Origin of the sequence: Bradyrhizobium denitrificans (assembly GCF_013179005.1) — a bacterium.
GTDB lineage: Bacteria > Pseudomonadota > Alphaproteobacteria > Rhizobiales > Xanthobacteraceae > Bradyrhizobium > Bradyrhizobium denitrificans.
The window spans coordinates 110,548-127,607 of sequence record NZ_JABFDP010000025.1 but is presented as its reverse complement, the minus strand read 5'-3'; the positions used below and the strand labels follow the sequence as shown (position 1 = coordinate 127,607).

11 protein-coding genes are annotated in these 17,060 nt (G+C 66.3%); 2 read left to right on the top strand and 9 right to left on the bottom strand.

All coding sequences use genetic code 11. The annotated features are described in order from the left end of the window. Positions 1 to 297 precede the first annotated feature (297 nt). The 3 genes from HL671_RS27060 to HL671_RS27050 all read right to left on the bottom strand — a co-directional run bounded on the left by HL671_RS27060 (position 298) and on the right by HL671_RS27050 (position 4,784). Complete coding sequence (locus HL671_RS27060) at positions 298 to 2,535, bottom strand: PAS domain-containing hybrid sensor histidine kinase/response regulator (protein WP_172240401.1); 2,238 nt, start codon at positions 2,533 to 2,535, stop codon at positions 298 to 300. A gap of 140 nt (positions 2,536 to 2,675) precedes the next feature. Further along, entirely contained in the window at positions 2,676 to 3,143 is a 468-nt protein-coding gene (locus tag HL671_RS27055; protein WP_246579634.1) for a hypothetical protein, read from the bottom strand. Positions 3,144 to 3,245: 102 nt separating this feature from the next. After that, positions 3,246 to 4,784 (bottom strand): YifB family Mg chelatase-like AAA ATPase, encoded by a 1,539-nt coding sequence (locus tag HL671_RS27050; protein ID WP_172240377.1) that lies wholly within the window; start codon positions 4,782 to 4,784, stop codon positions 3,246 to 3,248. Positions 4,785 to 5,001: 217 nt separating this feature from the next. On the opposite strand from HL671_RS27050, the gene HL671_RS27045 reads away from it, so the two are divergent. After that, positions 5,002 to 6,069 carry a DUF2336 domain-containing protein gene (locus HL671_RS27045; RefSeq protein ID WP_172240374.1) on the top strand — a complete coding sequence of 356 codons (1,068 nt, stop codon included), beginning with the start codon at positions 5,002 to 5,004 and terminating at the stop codon, positions 6,067 to 6,069. A 17-nt stretch (positions 6,070 to 6,086) separates the two neighbouring features. Here HL671_RS27045 and HL671_RS27040 read toward each other — a convergent pair whose 3' ends face one another. The 3 genes from HL671_RS27040 to HL671_RS27030 all read right to left on the bottom strand — a co-directional run bounded on the left by HL671_RS27040 (position 6,087) and on the right by HL671_RS27030 (position 10,745). Continuing rightward, the gene (locus HL671_RS27040; protein ID WP_011942654.1) at positions 6,087 to 6,860 is read right to left on the bottom strand and encodes an outer membrane lipoprotein carrier protein LolA; all 774 of its coding nucleotides are present in this window, start codon (positions 6,858 to 6,860) and stop codon (positions 6,087 to 6,089) included. 181 nt (positions 6,861 to 7,041) lie between these two features. Continuing rightward, positions 7,042 to 9,519: a DNA translocase FtsK gene (locus HL671_RS27035; RefSeq protein ID WP_172240371.1), complete on the bottom strand. Its 2,478-nt coding sequence runs from the start codon at positions 9,517 to 9,519 to the stop codon at positions 7,042 to 7,044. Between the two features lie 11 nt (positions 9,520 to 9,530). Further along, the gene (locus HL671_RS27030; RefSeq protein ID WP_172240368.1) at positions 9,531 to 10,745 is read right to left on the bottom strand and encodes an aminotransferase class I/II-fold pyridoxal phosphate-dependent enzyme; all 1,215 of its coding nucleotides are present in this window, start codon (positions 10,743 to 10,745) and stop codon (positions 9,531 to 9,533) included. Between the two features lie 1,078 nt (positions 10,746 to 11,823). Here HL671_RS27030 and bamA point away from each other — a divergent pair. Further along, positions 11,824 to 14,328: an outer membrane protein assembly factor BamA gene (gene bamA, locus HL671_RS27025; protein ID WP_172240365.1), complete on the top strand. Its 2,505-nt coding sequence runs from the start codon at positions 11,824 to 11,826 to the stop codon at positions 14,326 to 14,328. Between the two features lie 436 nt (positions 14,329 to 14,764). Here bamA and HL671_RS27020 read toward each other — a convergent pair whose 3' ends face one another. The 3 genes from HL671_RS27020 to HL671_RS27010 form a co-directional block, all read right to left on the bottom strand. Beyond that, positions 14,765 to 14,923, bottom strand: a complete 159-nt coding sequence (locus HL671_RS27020) for a hypothetical protein (protein WP_168167854.1) — start codon at positions 14,921 to 14,923, stop codon at positions 14,765 to 14,767. Between the two features lie 206 nt (positions 14,924 to 15,129). Then, a complete protein-coding gene (locus HL671_RS27015; RefSeq protein WP_011942650.1) occupies positions 15,130 to 16,422 on the bottom strand; it encodes a TRAP transporter large permease in 1,293 nt (430 codons plus the stop codon). Continuing rightward, a complete protein-coding gene (locus HL671_RS27010) occupies positions 16,413 to 16,958 on the bottom strand; it encodes a TRAP transporter small permease (RefSeq protein ID WP_011942649.1) in 546 nt (181 codons plus the stop codon). Before HL671_RS27010 ends, HL671_RS27015 begins: the two co-directional genes overlap by 10 nt. Positions 16,959 to 17,060 lie beyond the last annotated feature (102 nt).

The window sequence follows — 17,060 nt, the reverse complement described above, 5'->3', positions numbered from 1 at the left end:
GAACGAACTCAGATCTGGATAAAACTTGGGGGCAAGGTCACAGGGAGAGGTCGGATTGCGTAGCGATCCGGGTGAGGGGCATGCCGCACGCGCAGCTCAGATTCCTAGTTCATCGGACGGGCACAGTGGCTCTGGGTGCATGCTAGCTGCCCGAGACATGATCGTTGTCCGAGCCGGATCGTAGAACAGTCGGCTCGCTGCAGAGACTCAGCACCGCCCGTGGAGCTGCCCCTCACCTCGACCCTCTCCCCGCAAGAACGGGGAGAGGGAGCGCACCTCCCATGCGAAGACGAATAACTACGCCGCCACCTGCCGCGCCGCCGCCAGATTGGCCAGCGCTTCATCCAGCTTGTCGCGGTCGATCGGCTTGACCAGGAAGCCGTCCATTCCCGCCTCGAAACAGGCGTAGCGGTCCTCGACCAGGGCATTGGCGGTGAGTGCCAGGATCGGCGTGCGCCGGCCGGGCTCGCTGGCCTCATGGGCGCGAATGCGACGCGTCGCGGCAATGCCGTCGAGCCGCGGCATCTGCACGTCCATCAGGATGAGATCATAGGGCGTGCCGGCCGCGCGGGCGGCGAGCCAGGAATCCAGGGCAGCCTCGCCATGCACGGCGATATCGGGGTGATGGCCGAGCTTGGTCAGCAATGAGCGCATCAGCAGCGCGTTGATATCGTTGTCCTCGGCGACGAGGATCGCCAGCCCGGTGCCGGCCCGCGCCGCGATCGATGGTGCGATGGTCGGAATCGGCTGCTCGGCGAATGCCGCTCCTGCGTCCAGGTCGAAGCTGACACGCGCGGCGAGCGACGCGGCCCGCAACGGCTTCACCAGATAGCCGTTGAAGGGCGCGGCGGGGGCCAGTTCGTGCCGGCTCGTCGGCGTGACCAGCACGATCAGCCGCGTCGTATGATGGTGTGCAGCCTCGCCCAGACGCCGCGCCGCCTCGCTGCCGATCGCGTCATCGATCAAGACCGCGTGCCAGGCGCGCTCGGGCAGCAGCGCCGCGGCGATCTCGGTCTCGGCGACGAGGCAGGTCTGCGCGCCCCAATTCTGCAGCCGCCTTTCGATCAGCTCGGCCTGCAGGCCGGCCGGGGCGATCAGCATGATCGACTGTCCGGTCAGGTCGGGGCCGCGAAAGCTGTTCTGCTCGCCGCGCTCGAGCGCCGGCGGCAGCGGCACGGACACCTCGAACGTCGAGCCCGCGCCGGGCTGGCTCTGCAGCGCGATGCGTCCGCCCATCCGCTTGACGATGCGGTCGGAGATCGCGAGCCCAAGACCGGTGCCGCCGAAGCTGCGCGCGACGCTGTCGTCGGCCTGCTCGAACTCGCGGAAAATTCGCTCCTGCGCGTCCGCCGCGATGCCGATGCCGGTGTCGCGCACCTGGAAGCTGATCTCGTTCGGCCAGATGCCGGGCTCGGCAATCAGCGCCACGCCGCCTTTGCTCGTGAACTTGATCGCGTTGCCGGCGAGATTGAGCAGCACCTGGCGCAGCCGTGCGGCGTCGCCGGTCACCCAGGTCGGCAGCCGCTCGTCGAGATAGGCCGCGATCTCCAGCTGTTTACCTTGCGCGCGCGGTGCCAGGAGCTCGGTGATCTCCTCGATCAGCGCGGTCAGCGCGAACGGCTGCGCCTCGAGGGCCAGCTTGCCGGCCTCGATTTTGGAATAATCGAGCAGCTCGTTGATCAGCGACATCAGCGCTTCACCCGAGCTGCGGACGGCCTTGGCATAGGTGGTCTGCTCCGGTGTGAGCTGCGTCTCCAGCAGCAGCCCGCTCATGCCGAGGATGCCATTCAACGGTGTGCGGATCTCGTGGCTGGCCATCGCCAGGAAGCGCGACTTGGCGCGGTTCGCCGCATTAGCCTGGTCGCGCGCCTCGGCCAGCGCCCGCTCGGTCTCTGTGCGGTCGGTGACGTCGCGGCCGACACATTGCTGCACGGCCGGATGTCCGGCATCGGAGCGCACGAGCGCCTCGCGCCAAGCGATCCAGCGCGGCCCGATGGCGCTGTCGATCCGCTGGTCGTGGACGCGCGTGCCGCTCGGCTCCAGCGCGCTGTCGCCTTGCTCGAGGAGATCGAAGCTGAACTGGCTGCCGAGCAGGTTTTCGCGATCGAGGCCGGCCATCCGGCAATAGGCGTCGTTGACGAAGATGATCGTGCCGTCGCTCTCGCGCATGACGATCAGGTCGCCTTGTTGCTCGAACAGGCTGCGGGCGCGCTGCTCGGCCTCCTGAAGCTCCCAATTGCGGTCCGTCAGCACCTCGTTGTGAAGCGCGAGCTTGTGCATTTTCTTGCGCATGAAGCGCAGCCGCATGCTGAGCGTCGCGAGCCCGACGCAGGCGAGCGCAAACAGAAAGCTCGCGCCGATCGCGAAGGCGTGCGGGTTGTAGCCGGAGGTCTCGGACAGGCTGGCCTTGATGAAGCCATAGGCGCCGCCGAACCCGGCCATGAAGATCATTGCCGAACGCAGGATCGTAAACAGCGTGTGATGGCGGCGTGTGAACCGGCGCAGCCGCAGCCTGATGCGAAAACTCGCTCCCATCATCTCGCTCACTCCCGAAATCATCAATTCCAATATGACGGCCGGCCCGCACCATGCGGCGTCGGTCTTGCTGAGACTTTGAAACGATCCTGCACGGATCGTCGGCCGTGCAGAGATGGTGAACCCGGCGTTAGCCCGGCTCACGGCAGCGCATTCGCCGGCGCAACGTCGTGATGGTGAGCGGCCATGACCGACGCGACGGCCGGTCGCGCCGTGTCATGGCTGGAGCGACCATGAATGCGGTCATCCGTGCGGCCGTCCGTCGCACCTTCTCTGGCGAGATCGATGCGCGGTGTGTCGGCCGGCGCCTCGGCCGCGATCGCGACCGCCTGGATCGCGGCGGTCACGCTGCAGCCTTGATCGGCTTGGACGGGCGAATGATCGACGACGACAAGATCGACCGCCTGCGGATTGTCGCGGAGTGTCACACGGGCGGGATCGTCAGCCGAGTCGCCATGAAAATCGGCGTGAAACGGCTGGGAATCGAGCGCGATGCTGTCGGCTCCCTCCGCCATGCAGGGCGGCATCGCCGGCGCGAATTCGAATCGCACCATGAGCGCGGCCGCGATCAGTGACGCAGCCGCAACGACGAGCTTGATACGCAACATGACACGCACCGACACGGAAGGCCTGATCACGGACAAGGCGGGCCTTATGGTTTCCGGAGCGTAAAGAGAAATCGTTACCAGGAGGTTGAGGCGGGATGGCGCTCACGCCGCATGCCGGCTGTCCTCCGCCAGCGCGCGGTACGACAGCGCCTCCGCCAGATGCAGCCGGCCGATAGTGTCGGCGTGATCGAGATCGGCCAGCGTTCGCGCCACCCGCAGCACGCGGTGATAGCCGCGCGCCGACAGGCGCATCGTTTCGGCAGCCTCGCGCAGCAGTTTCTGGCCGGGCGCATCGAGCTTGGCGATGTCGTCGAGCACTGCGGCCGGCGCCTCGGCATTGGTCCGGACATGCGGCAGGCCGGCCTTGGCGTAGCGCGCGCGCTGCAGGTCGCGCGCGGCGGCGACGCGGGCGGCGACCTCGGCGGAGCCTTCCTTCGAGGGCGGCAGGATCAGGTCGGCGGCAGTCACCGCGGGCACCTCGATCCGCAAATCGATGCGGTCCATCAGCGGGCCGGAGATGCGCATCTGATAGTCTGACGTGCAGCGGTCGATGCGGCCGCGCTTGCAGGCATAACCGGGCTCGAAGGCGTTGCCGCAGCGGCACGGATTCATCGCCGCCACCAGCATGAAGCGGGCAGGGTAGGTGACGCGGTGGTTGGCGCGCGAGATCGAGACCTCGCCATTCTCCAGCGGCTGGCGCAGCGAATCCAGCACGCGCGGATCGAACTCCGGCAGCTCGTCGAGAAACAGCACGCCCTGATGCGCCAGCGAGATCTCGCCTGGACGGGCGCGCAGGCCGCCGCCCGTGAGCGCCGCCATGCTGGCCGAATGATGCGGGCTGCGGAACGGCCGCCGGTTGGTCAACGCGCCGCCCTCGATCTCGCCGGCGACGGAGGCGATCATCGAGACTTCGAGCAGCTCGGCCGGCGACAGCGGCGGCAGGATCGAGGGCAGCCGCGCCGCCAGCATCGACTTGCCGGCGCCGGGAGACCCGATCATCAGCAAATGATGGCCGCCGGCGGCGGCGATTTCGAGCGCGCGCTTGCCGCTCTCCTGGCCCTTGATGTCGCGCAGATCGAGCAGGCTCGCGGCCGCCTCCTGGATCTTCGGCTGCGGCCGCGACAGCACCTGCGTGCCCTTGAAATGATTGGCGATCTGGATCAGCGACGTCGCCGCGATAATCTGCAGGTCCGGACTCGCCCAGGCCGCCTCCGCGCCGCAGGCGGCCGGGCAGATCAGGCCCTCCTCGCGTGCATTGGCGCCGATCGCGGCGGGGAGCACGCCGGCCACCGGCGCGATCGAGCCGTCGAGGCCGAGCTCGCCGAGAACGGTGAAGCCATTGAGTGCATCCGGCGGAATGGCGCCGATCGCCGCCATCAGGCCGAGCGCGATCGGCAGATCGTAATGGCTGCCTTCCTTGGGCACGTCGGCCGGCGCCAGATTGACGGTGATGCGCCGCGCCGGCAGCGCCAGGCCTGAGGCGATCAGCGCCGAGCGCACCCGTTCGCGCGCCTCCGACACCGCCTTGTCGGGCAAGCCGACGATCGCAAACGCCGGCAGGCCGGGGGCAACCTGGACCTGCACGTCGACCGCGCGGGCCTCGATGCCCTCGAAAGCGACGGTGGAAACGCGCTGGACCATGATGCCCTCCCGCGCGCAACGGTATCTGAAGCGGGCAGGGTTCGCAAGAACAATGCAAGAACATTGTCATCCAGGGCGCGTCGAAAGCTGTTAAGGACGCTGAGAGCCCTCCGTAGTTCCCCGGAACTGGCTTAACGCGGCTTTAGGCCGGTGCTCGCATTCTTCCGCATCTGATGATCGCGCCCCGTGTGACGGGCGCCGGAATGAGAGATGTGCGATGCCTCCAGCGCCTTCGGCCGCTCCCGTCAAGATGCCTCCGAGTGAGGCGCGGACGGTGTCCGAGCTCGCCACGGACATGCTGCGCCGGACCACGGCCCTGTTTCTCGCCGGACCGCGGCCGGCGTCGGCCGAGCAGCTCGATCTCTATGACCAGATGTTCGCCCGCCTGATGCCGCAGGTCGCCACCGATCTCTTGGCCGAGCTCAGCATGGCCTTGGCCGGCGTGGAGCGCGCGCCCTATGCCACTGCGCGTTTGCTCGCCGTGCATCCGGAATTGCGTGTCGCCGGGCCGATGCTGGCCAAGGCAGCCGTGCTCACGGAACGTGACCTTGCGGAGTTCATTCGCAGCTCCAGCCCGGCGCATCTCGTTGCGATCGCCAGCCGCAGGGGCATCGGCGACAGCCTGACGAACCAGCTGATCGCCCGCGGCTTTCCGGCGGTGCGCATGGCGCTGGTGCAGAATCTCACGGCGCGGCTGTCCGAGGATGGCTATCGCAGCCTGTTCAAGATCGCCGAGCGCGACGAGGACCTCGCCGAAAAGCTGGCGCTGCGCACCGACCTGCCAGCCAAGCTGTCGCGCGCCTTCGTCGCGGCGGCCAGCGAGGGCGCGCGCGCCCGCTTCATCAAGGCAGCGCCGCCCGCGACGCGCGCCACCTTGCAAGCTACGCCGACCAGGACCGCCGGCGCTGCGATGCGCGCAATGTGGGACTATGAGCAGGTCAAGACCGAGGTCGCCGCCCTCAATCGCAGCGGCAAGCTGAGCGATTCCGCCGTCAACCGGTTCTGCGTGACCGGCGATTTTCCGGCGGTCATCGCCGCGCTGGCGCTGCTCTGCGTCGTGTCCATCCAGGTGATCGAAGCGCTGATGGAGGACGACCGCGTCACCGATCTGGTGCTGGCCTGCAAGGCGGCGCGACTGAGCTGGCCGACCACGGCGATGATCCTGCGCGCGCGTCCCGGCTGCGACACGATTCCGGCCGACGATCTCGAGGAGGCGCGCAAGCGCTTCGAGAAACTCGTGCTGTCAGAGGCGCAGTGGAAGGTCCGAGGGCTCGAGGCGGGCTGATCGGACGGCCGGATGCATCAACCCGGCGGCGTGCTCGGATAGGTCGTGAAGTCGATCTTGAACATCGCCGGATCAAGCTTCTTGGTCGTATCGAGATTGTAGACGGCGATCGTCGTGTCGTAGCCCTGCGGATCGGTCACGGTCCACTGTTTGAGCTGGCCGTCCTTGGCGCCGAGCATCAGCATCAGCCGGCTGGTGCCGATCAGCGCCTGCTTCTCCTCGATCGTGATCGTGACATAGAGGTCGTCGGAGGCGACCGCGATCACATTGGTGTCCTTGAGCAGGTCGATCCGGTCGGACAGCAGATAGCGCAGCGGCGTCTGCGACAGCGGGTAGACGTCCTGGGTCGCGAGCTTGCGGTCGCGCACGACCAGCGATGAGCCGTCGGCGATGATGTCGATCGGCGTCGGCGGATCATATTCGAAGCGCACCTTGCCGGGCTTCTGGATGTAGAAATCACCCTTGGTCTTGCTGCCGTCCGGGCCGACCTGGACGAAGTTGCCGACCAGCGTCTGCAATGACGACAGATAGGCGCTCACCTTTCCCGCGATCGCCTTCTGATTGGCGTCGAACGAGGTGAAGATGCTGGCCGGCACGTTGCGCCGGGGATCCGGAATGATCGGATTTGGCGGCGTGGTCTGGGTGGTCGCAGGGCCCTGTCCGCCACGCTGCTGGTCGGAGGCGCTGAGCTGGGCGCCGCCCTTGGGGCCCGATTTGGGCGCCGGCGTGGTCTGGGCGGCCGCATGGCCGGCGGCAAGGGTCAGGACACAGGTCGCCACGGCCGCGACCATCCCAGCCGGAATACGGCGTCCGTGCAGCGGCGCTGGAAGCGAAAACAGGCGGTTCAACAAGGGGCTTTTCAAAACGACGTCCTGAGTTTTACGCGTTCTATCTTGGTTCGGTCGGGCAGCGTGATCGTAATTGCGTGAAGATACGACACGGAAACGGCAGATCTGGGACCAAAGCGGGCGGTCAGAACCCGCCTTCTTCCTCGGGCACCAGGATCTCGCGCTTGCCGGCATGGTTGGCCTGGCCGACGATGCCTTCCTGTTCCATCCGCTCCATCAGCGAAGCGGCCTTGTTATAGCCGATCTGCAGCCGCCGTTGAATGTAGCTGGTCGAGGCCTTGCGGTCGCGTTTGACCACGGCAACGGCTTGCGCGAACAGGTCGTCGCCCCCGCCACCACCGCCCATGCCGGTGGCGTCGAAGACGGCGCCGTCCTCCTCGCTCGGTTCCTCGGCCGTGACCGCCTCGAGATATTCCGGCGAGCCCTGCGCCTTCAGGTGCCTGACGACCTTCTCGACCTCCTCGTCGGAGCAGAACGGGCCGTGCACGCGGCTGATGCGGCCGCCGCCGGCCATATAGAGCATGTCGCCCTGGCCGAGCAGCTGCTCGGCGCCCATCTCGCCGAGGATGGTGCGGCTGTCGATCTTGGACGTCACCTGGAAGGAGATGCGGGTTGGAAAGTTGGCCTTGATGGTGCCGGTGATGACGTCGACCGACGGCCGTTGCGTCGCCAGGATCACGTGAAGGCCGGCGGCGCGCGCCATCTGGGCGAGGCGCTGCACCGTGCCCTCGATGTCCTTGCCCGCGACCATCATCAGGTCGGCCATTTCGTCGACGATGATGACGATGTAGGGCAGGGGATCGAGGTCGAGCTTCTCCTCCTCGTAGATCGCCTTGCCGGTCTCCTTGTCGAAGCCGGTGTGGACGGTGCGCGTCAGCTCCTCGCCCTTGTTGCGGGCTTCCGCAAGGCGGGCGTTGTAGCCGTCGATGTTGCGCACGCCGAGCTTGGCCATCTTCTTGTAGCGTTCCTCCATCTCGCGCACGGCCCATTTCAGCGCGACGACGGCCTTTTTCGGGTCGGTCACGACCGGCGTGAGCAAATGCGGGATGCCGTCATAGACGGAGAGTTCGAGCATCTTCGGATCGACCATGATCAGCCGGCACTGGTCAGGCCGCAGGCGATAGACCAGGCTCAGGATCATGGTGTTGATCGCGACCGACTTGCCCGAGCCGGTGGTACCGGCGATCAGCATATGCGGGGTGCGGGCGAGATCGATGATGATGGAATCGCCGCCGATGTTCTTGCCGAGGCAGAGCGGCAGCTTGGCGACGCTCTCGGTCGCCTCCTTGGCGACCAGGAGCTCGCGCAGATAGACCTTCTCGCGATGCGCGTTGGGCAGCTCGATGCCGATGGCGTTGCGGCCGGGCACGACCGCGACGCGTGCCGACAGCGCGCTCATCGAGCGGGCGATGTCGTCGGCGAGGCCGATCACGCGCGACGATTTGATACCGGGCGCCGGCTCCAGTTCGTACAAGGTGACGACGGGACCGGGATGCGCCTTGACGATTTCGCCGCGGACGCCGAAATCCTGCAGCACGCCTTCCAGCGCGCGCGAATTGGCCTCGAGCTCGCTCTTGGACAGCGGCTGGCGGTCGGAGGATTTGGGCGCGGCCAGCATCGAGACCGAGGGCAGCTCGTATTTGTCGCTGGACTTCTTTGTCGGCGCTTTCGCCGCGGGCTTCTTGCGCGCTTTCGGGGCCGGCTCCTCCTCTTCTTCCTCTTCCTCCTCCTCGCCGGCCTCTTCCTCCTCGTCGTCCTCTTCGGTCATCTCGGGCGCGAGCGTCGGCTTCTTCTGACCGCGGACCAGGCTCGGCTCCTGCCGGCCGGATGCGGCGCTGCGCGGCTGCGGGCCTGACGACACCAGCGCGCGATAGGCCGTGCTGAGGAACCAGCCGATCTGCGCCTTCGCGCTCATGATGGCGTGAAATACCCAGCCGAGCCGGATCGCCTTGCGGTCGTCGTCATCCTCGTCGTCGGACAGCGGCGTGTCGTCCTCCTCGTCCGCCGCGAGGTTCGGATCAGCTTCCTTCGCGCCCATGCCGCCGGCGACCAGCAGGCAGCCGATCATGGCGATCAGCAGCAGGCTGCCGAGCACCAGCCGGTAGATCAGGCCCGGCGGACCGAACACCACCGCTGGCGCGCGCACCAGGGCATCGCCGACCACGCCGCCGAGTCCGGTCGGCAGCGGCCAGGCATGCGAGCGCGGCCAGCAACTGGCGAAGCCGGCGGCGATGGCGGCCCCGAGCACCCAGGCGCCGAAGCGCAGCGCCTCGCGGTCGAACGGCCGGTGCGTCATCATGCGCCAGCCGCGGATCGCGATCGGCAGGATCGCCATGATCGAGCCGAGGCCGAGGATCTGCATCAGCAGATCGGCGCCGATCGCGCCGGGATAGCCGACGATGTTGCGGATCGCGCGCGAGGTCGCGTGGCTGAGACTCGGGTCCTGCACCGACCAGGTCATCAGCGCCGCGGCGGCGACGCCGCACAGCGCGATCAGGCCGAGGCCCGCGAGTTCGCGCAGCCGCCGCACCAGCGCGTCGCGCAGCGACGTCGGCAGGTGATTGACCAGGGGAATGACTCGTTCGATCGCCGGCATCCGCATCAGCCCCGCGTCTACCTGAGGACCTCGACCAGCCGGTGCAGCGCCTCACCGGTTGACGAGGCGTCGGCCACCAGCGCCAGCCGGATATAGCCGAGCCCCGGATTGAAGCCGTCGGCCTGCGGTCGTGCCAGATAGCTGCCGGGCACCACGCGCACTCCGGCGTCACGATACAGTCTCACCGTGACGTCCTCGTCGCCGCCGCGCTCCGTGACGTCGAGCCAGACGCAGAAGCCGCCATCGGGCCGTTGATAGCCGTAGCGGTTGCCGATGATCTGGTCGGCGAGATCGAACTTGGCGCGGTACAGCCGCCGGTTCTCCTCGACATGCGCCTCGTCGCCATAGGCGGAGACCGCGACGTGCTGCAGCGGCACCGGCACCTGCGGCGCGGCGACGTTGCGCAGCTCATGGAAGGCGGCGAGGAAACGGCGGTCGCCGGCGGCGAAGCCGATGCGCATGCCCGGTACGTTGGAGCGCTTCGACAGCGATTGGAAGGCGACGACGTTCTGATAGTCGGGCCCGGCGTGCTCGAGCATGCTGCCCGGCGCCTGCCTCGTATAGATTTCCGAATAGCACTCGTCGCTGAAGATCAGGAAGCCCCAGCGGTTGGCGAGCTGAACCAGCTTGCGCATATAGTCAGCACTCGCCACTGATCCTTGCGGATTGGCAGGCGTCGCGATGTAGACCGCGACGGTGCGCGCCAGGGTCGCCTCGTCGATCGCATCGAGGTCCGGCAGGAAGCCGTTGTCGCGCGTCGTCGGCAGGTAGATGGAGTCGCAGCCGGCGGTGCGGGCGCCGACGCCGTACACCGGATAGAACGGGTTCGGCATCAGGATGGCAGGCTTGCCACGGCGCGGGCCGACATGGCGAAGCGCGGCATGCGCGGCGAAGAACAAGCCCTCGCGGCTGCCGTTCAGAACTATGATCTCGTGCTCCGGATCGATCGCGCGCGGCAGCGCGAATCGGCGCGCCAGCCAGCCCGCGGCGGCCTTGCGAAACGGTTCGATGCCCTTGGCCGCCGGGTAGCGGCCGAAATCGGCGATGTGCTGCGCCAGCACCGGCCCGACAAAGCCGGGAACAGGATGCTGCGGCTCGCCGACCGCGAGCGTAATCATGGGCTTGCCCGGAGAATAGGGCGCGAGCAGCTCGTTCAGCCGCGCAAACGGCGAGCGTTCGCTCTCCGAATGGCTGGCGCCAGCGGGCGCGGGGGATGAAGCGGTCATTGCCATACGTAAAACGCGCGCCAAACCAGTGGAAGCCGCCGATCGCCCATGAACCGGTGCCTTTGTGGTCACCATAGGTGGGGCGAGGTTAAGACGCGATTAACCATCGGCGCTGCCGTCCGTTTTGATCGTTTTTCGGGGCACGATCCAGAGGCAATTTCGCAACAGCGGCGGACATTGTGGTGATTCGCGACAGGCCCGGGAACCTTTGGCGGACGGGCGGTTCGCAATCGCGTGTGGCGAAGGCCCGAGTCCCGGGGCGGGCAGCAGATGGTTTCGCCCCGCCGGGGGCCTCATGTTTCGAGACGCAGCGCTCCTCACCCAACGAGGCCTCCACGACGGGCGCCGCGAACGGACGTCGGAGATCGCGCTGCTCGTCACACGGGACCAGCTTAGAAGGTTGCCGCGCGGCGGCCGGCGGGCACCCTGGCGGTCGCTGACGCCGAACTCCTGCGGCAGCTTGGACTCCCGCGCTTGGATGTCATGCCATCCGAGCGGGCTCGATTCCCTGTCGCCGTCACGCCGCAGCCTTCACCGCGCCGAGCGGCCTCAGCTGCAGCGTGAGCCGCGCACGGCTCGACGAACGGCTCATCCGCCGCCAGTCCGTCGCCGATCGATTAGCTTGTTGAGGAGAAATGGGCGGCCCGGTGCGCCGGAATAAGTCTGGGAATCTGTACGCACCGGGCCTTGGCCGAACTACTTGGGGGCTTAGTTCGGATGGTCTTCGATTAGCACGGTCGTTTTTCCGGCGTATTGCCGGTGTTCGAAGATTTGTAGAATTTGATGTCGGAACGCGCAGAATGCGGCGGGGGCCGGCCAATTGCTTAACGGAGATGTCCGCGCCGGTTGTGGCTTCCCGGTCGCAAGGTGCAGACCGCACATAACCACATGCTGACCGGCTTTGGCGCACCGCGCGGCGCTCGATCATTTCCGATCGGAAACACTCAGCCACATCGCGCATCAATCGACATTTCGCGAAACGAGATCGGCGCATCTCGACCATCATTGACGGGCATCACCGATTCCCATGGGCGAGCCGTGCCTTGCGGCGCGCCGAGGACTCTGACTTTTCGAAAGAGCGTCGATGATGCGTCTGAGACTGCCGGGCGTGCTTGCCCTGATGCTGCTGGCCCTGCCCGTGACGACGTTGCCCCGGATGGTGGCGGCCGCGCCTGCCGCCTCTGCCACCTCGATCACGGTCGAGGGCAACCGGCGTGTCGAAGCCGATACGATCCGCTCCTACTTCAAGCCGGGGCCATCCGGTGCGCTCGATGCCGCCCAGGTCGACGACGGCCTCAAGGCGCTGGTCGAGACCGGCTTGTTCGCCGATGTGAAGATCGATCGCCAGGGCGGCCGGCTGATCGTGCGCGTGGTCGAGAACCCGGTGATCGGCCGCGTAGCCTTCGAGGGCAACAAGAAGGTCAAGGACGAGCAGCTCCAGGCCGAGGTGCAGTCGAAGCCGCGCGGCACGCTGTCGCGTCCCATGGTGCAGTCGGACGCGCAACGCATCGCCGAGATCTACCGCCGTTCGGGCCGCTATGACGTGCGCGTCACGCCTGAGATCATCGAGCAGCCCAATAACCGCGTCGACCTCGTGTTCACGGTGGTGGAGGGCGTAAAGACCGGGGTGAAGTCGATCACCTTCGTCGGCAACAACGCCTATTCGGCTGCCCGGCTGCGCGACGTGATCAAGACCCATGAATCCAACTGGCTCAGCTTCCTCGGCAACAACGACGTCTACGACCCCGACCGCGTCGAGGCCGACCGCGACCTCATCCGCCGCTTCTATCTCAAGAACGGCTATGCCGATGTTCAGGTCGTCGCGGCCCTGACCGAATATGATCCCGAGCAGAAGGGTTTTCTGGTCACGTTCAAGATCGACGAAGGCCAGCAATATCGCGTCGGCTCGGTCGACTTCCAATCGACCATCGCGGCCCTGGACGCCAATGCGCTGCGTACTTATTCGCGGGTCAATGTCGGCGCGCTCTACAATGTCGAGCAGCTCGAAAAATCGGTCGAGGAGATGCAGATCGAGGCCTCCCGCCGCGGCTTCGCCTTTGCTGTGGTCCGGCCGCGCGGCGACCGCAACCTCGAAGCGCACACCGTCGCGATCGTGTTCCAGGTCGACGAAGGGCCGCGCACCTATATCGAGCGCATCACCATCCGCGGCAACACGCGCACGCGGGATTATGTGATCCGGCGCGAGTTCGACATTTCGGAGGGCGACGCCTACAACCGCGCGCTGGTCGATCGGGCCGAGCGACGGTTGAAGAACCTGGACTTCTTCAAGGACGTGAAGATCACCACCGAGCCCGGCTCCTCGAGCGACCGCGTGATCCTGGTGGTCGGCCTGGAGGAGAAGTCGACCGGCGACTTCTCGATCTCCGGCGGCTATTCGACCACCGACGGCGCGCTCGCCGAGGTGTCGATCTCCGAGCGCAACTTCCTCGGCCGCGGCCTCTATGCCAAAGCCTCCGTGAGCTATGGGCAATATACCCGCGGCGTGGCGCTGTCCTTTGTGGAGCCCTACCTGCTGGACTACCGCGTCGCGCTCGGCCTAGATATTTCCTACCGTCAGCAGCTCGCCAACAGCTACACCAGCTACGGCACGAGGACGGTCGGCTTCAGCCCGCGACTCGGCTTCCAGCTGCGCGAGGACACGTCGCTGCAGCTGCGCTATTCGCTGTACCGGCAGGAGATCACGCTGCCGTCCTATCTGGCGAACTGTAACAACAACTCCGCCAACGGCCTGCTCGCCTTCAATCCGACTCCGGCCTATATCCAGAGCGTGCTCGGCGGCGTCGACCCGACCAATTCGACCAGTTCGGGCGTCTATGGCTATGGCTGCTACGGCGACGGCGAATCGAGCCTGGCGGTGCGCAAGGAGCTGAACGACGGCGCGGCGCTGACCTCGGCGCTCGGCTACACGCTGACCTACAACACGCTCGACAACACCAAGAACCCGACCGACGGTCTCCTGATCGACTGGCGCCAGGATTTCGCCGGTGTCGGCGGCAATGTCAGCTATCTGAAGTCGGCCGTCGACGCGAAATATTTCACGCCCTTGGTCTCCGACATCGTCAGCGTCATCCATCTGCAGGGCGGCGTCCTGAACAAGATCGGCGACAAGGACCTGCGCATGCTCGACCATTATCAGATGGGCCCGACGCTGGTCCGCGGCTTCGCCTCCAACGGCATCGGTCCGCGCGACATCACCTATCGCAGCCTCGGCGCGACCGGCGACGCGCTCGGCGGCACCAAATATTGGGGCGCCTCGGCCGAGCTGCAGATGCCGTTCTGGTTCCTGCCCAAGGAAGTCGGCCTGAAGGGCTCCGTCTATGCCGATGCCGGTTCGCTGTGGGGCTATCAGGGCCCGACCTCCTGGGCCGCCACCGGCGAGGTCAACACCGCCGCCTGCAAATGCGCGATGCAGTACGACGACAGCAAGGTCGTCCGCTCCTCGGTCGGCGTCGGCCTGATCTGGGCCTCCCCGTTCGGCCCGCTGCGCTTCGACTACGCGGTGCCGCTGTCCAAGGGCAAATACGACGTCGTCCAGGAGTTCAGGTTCGGCGGCGGCACGTCGTTCTGAGGCGGGGGGCCGGTCGCTTGAGCCCGGCTCGCCCAAGATCTTCGTCGTCATCCCCCGGGGGTGCGCAGCACGAGCCCGGGATCCGCTCGCCAAAGGCAGACGTGGATCCGCATAGCGGGCAGACATCGTGCCCCGGACCTTGTGCGGTCGGCTGAGAGCACGCCGACACCACCGGTCATTGCGTGGGGGGAAGCGACGAAGCCATGACGGTGGCGAGGCTCATGGTCTGCCTGAGATCCTGCGAGAGATTCATGCCGTCTCTCGATTTCCAGCGGCCTGCGCTCGTGCATCCGGAGCTCTCCGCCCGATCAGCTCTCTGAGCGCATGCGAGCGCCGCGGATGACGGCTGGTGACCGCTGCTGTCCTTCATTCAAGAAGGCAGACAATACATCGTTGAGCTCGATTCTCTGCGCCAGGAGTCGCGAGACGGCGACGGTCACCGGTCCTGGCTTCCTTGCTGCTCGGCGTCCGGTGCGAGGATGGCCAGCGCGCCTGTCAATCCACCTTGATGAGCCGCCCGGAGACCAAAGGCGGGCTGCTTGTCGATGTCCGGCCGGATCATCCCTCGATGAGGACAGTTCGAGGTGACGTTCATGGAAAGCTGCGGTCTACGAACTGGCTTGGGAGTTGGCGCTGATGGAGGTTCCAGACCGCCGAAACACCGCCCACCAGCTCCACAACAGCGCCAGCGTCGTACCGGACCGCTGCTGGCTTCGGCGAACTCAGCTGTTTCATCCCAGCCAAAGCGCAGGTGCATTCGCCGGCCAAGGCTCGCGACCAAGGCCGGCGAACGCGTTCCAACTATCCCTTGTAGCCCATCAGGAGGCGCGGCAGCCACAGCGAGAAGGCAGGGACGTAGGTCACGAACATTAGCGCTGCGATCAGTGCGGCGTAGAACGGCAGGATGGTGCGCATGACGGCGCCGACCGAGATGCCGCCGATGGCACAGCCGACGAACTGCGTGGTGCCGACCGGCGGGGTGTTGAGGCCCAGCGCACAGTTGATCAGCATCAGCATGCCGAACTGCACCGGGTCCATGCCGGCCTTCATCGCGATCGGCAGGAAGATCGGCGTGCAGATCAGGATGGTGGCCGCCATGTCCATGAAGGTGCCGAGCAGGAACAGGATGACGTTGATGAGCAGGAAGATGATCCAGGGCTGCGTCGAAACCTTGCTCATCAGGTCGCCGGCGAAATCGGCCACCTCGTAGAGTCCCATCAGGTACTGGAACATCGTCGAGACGCCGATCAGGAGCAGCACCACGCCGGTCGTCTTGACCGCCTTGGCGGCGGCGCGCAGGAAGTTCTGCAGCGTCATGGTGCGGTAGATGAAGAACGTCAGCAGGATCGTATAGGTGACCGCGACGGCTGCGGATTCGGTGGCCGTGAAGACGCCGGAGAGGATGCCCGCCAGGATGATGCCGACGATCAAGAGGCCCGGCAGCGCCGCTGCGAACGAGCGGAAGACCTCCGCCCAGCCGGGAAATTTGCCCGCGGGATAGCCGCGCTTCACGGCGACTGCATAGGCGGCGACCAGCATGCAGACCATCAGCACCAGCGCCGGCAGGAGACCCGCGGCGATCAGCGCGCCGATCGACACCTTGCCGCCGGCGGCGAGCGCATAGATGATCATGTTGTGACTGGTCGGCATCAGCGCACCGACCAGCGAGGCGTGGGTGGTGACGTTGACGGCGTAGTCGGTGTCGAACCCTTCCTTCTTCATCATCGGGATCATCACCGCGCCCATTGCGGAGACGTCGGCGACCGGAGAGCCTGAGACACCGCCGAACAGCGTGCAGGCGACGACGTTCGACATGCCCAAGCCGCCGCGGATGTGGCCGACGAGGTTCTTGGCGAGCTGCACGATCTTGTCGGCAACGCCGCCATGCAGCATCAGCTCGCCGCTGAAGACGAAGAACGGGATGGCCAGGAACGAGAAGATGTTCATCCCCGACATCATCTGCTGGAAGATCACCGCCACCGGCAGGCCTTCATACAGAATGGTGCAGATGGCCGAGAGGCCGATGGCGAAGGCGACGGGGACGCCGAGAACCAGGAAGCCGAAGAAGGTGGCGCCGAGAATGATCAGTTCCATGACGGGATGACCTCTTCACCGCGCAGGAGAGCAATGATGTGCTCGATCGAGAAGGAGACGATCAGGACGCCGGAGGCGACCAGCGGCACGTAGCGGATGACTTCGGGCAGGCCGAGATTGGGGATCTTCACCGTGCCGACCGAGGCACCGAGGATCCAGCCATTGTAGGCCATGGCGAGTCCGAACAAGGCGACCAGCACATGGATCACCAGCTCGATCTTCTCGCGCGTGCTGTCCGGCAGCATCACCAGGAGGCTGTCCATGCCGATATGGCCGGCGTCGCGGACGCCGACGGCGGCGCCGATCAGGGTGACATAGAGGATCAGGACCAGCGCCAGGTTCTCGGTCCAGGTCGGGCTGGAGTTGAGCACGTAGCGTCCGAACACCTGGTAGAACACGATGGTGACGATGACGAGCAATCCGGCGACGGACAGATACATGCCCAAGCGCGCGATGATGGCGTTGATCCGCGTCAGCGGGCCGCGCGACGGGCGCCCCTCCGGCGACTCGTGGTCTGCGACGTGTGGGTCTGTCATTCCCGTCCCTCTCCCCCGCCTGCGTCCGGCGTCGCCGCGTGGCGACGCCGGGGCCGGCTACTCTTGCTTGGTGATTGTTACTTTTACTTCGCGACTGTGACT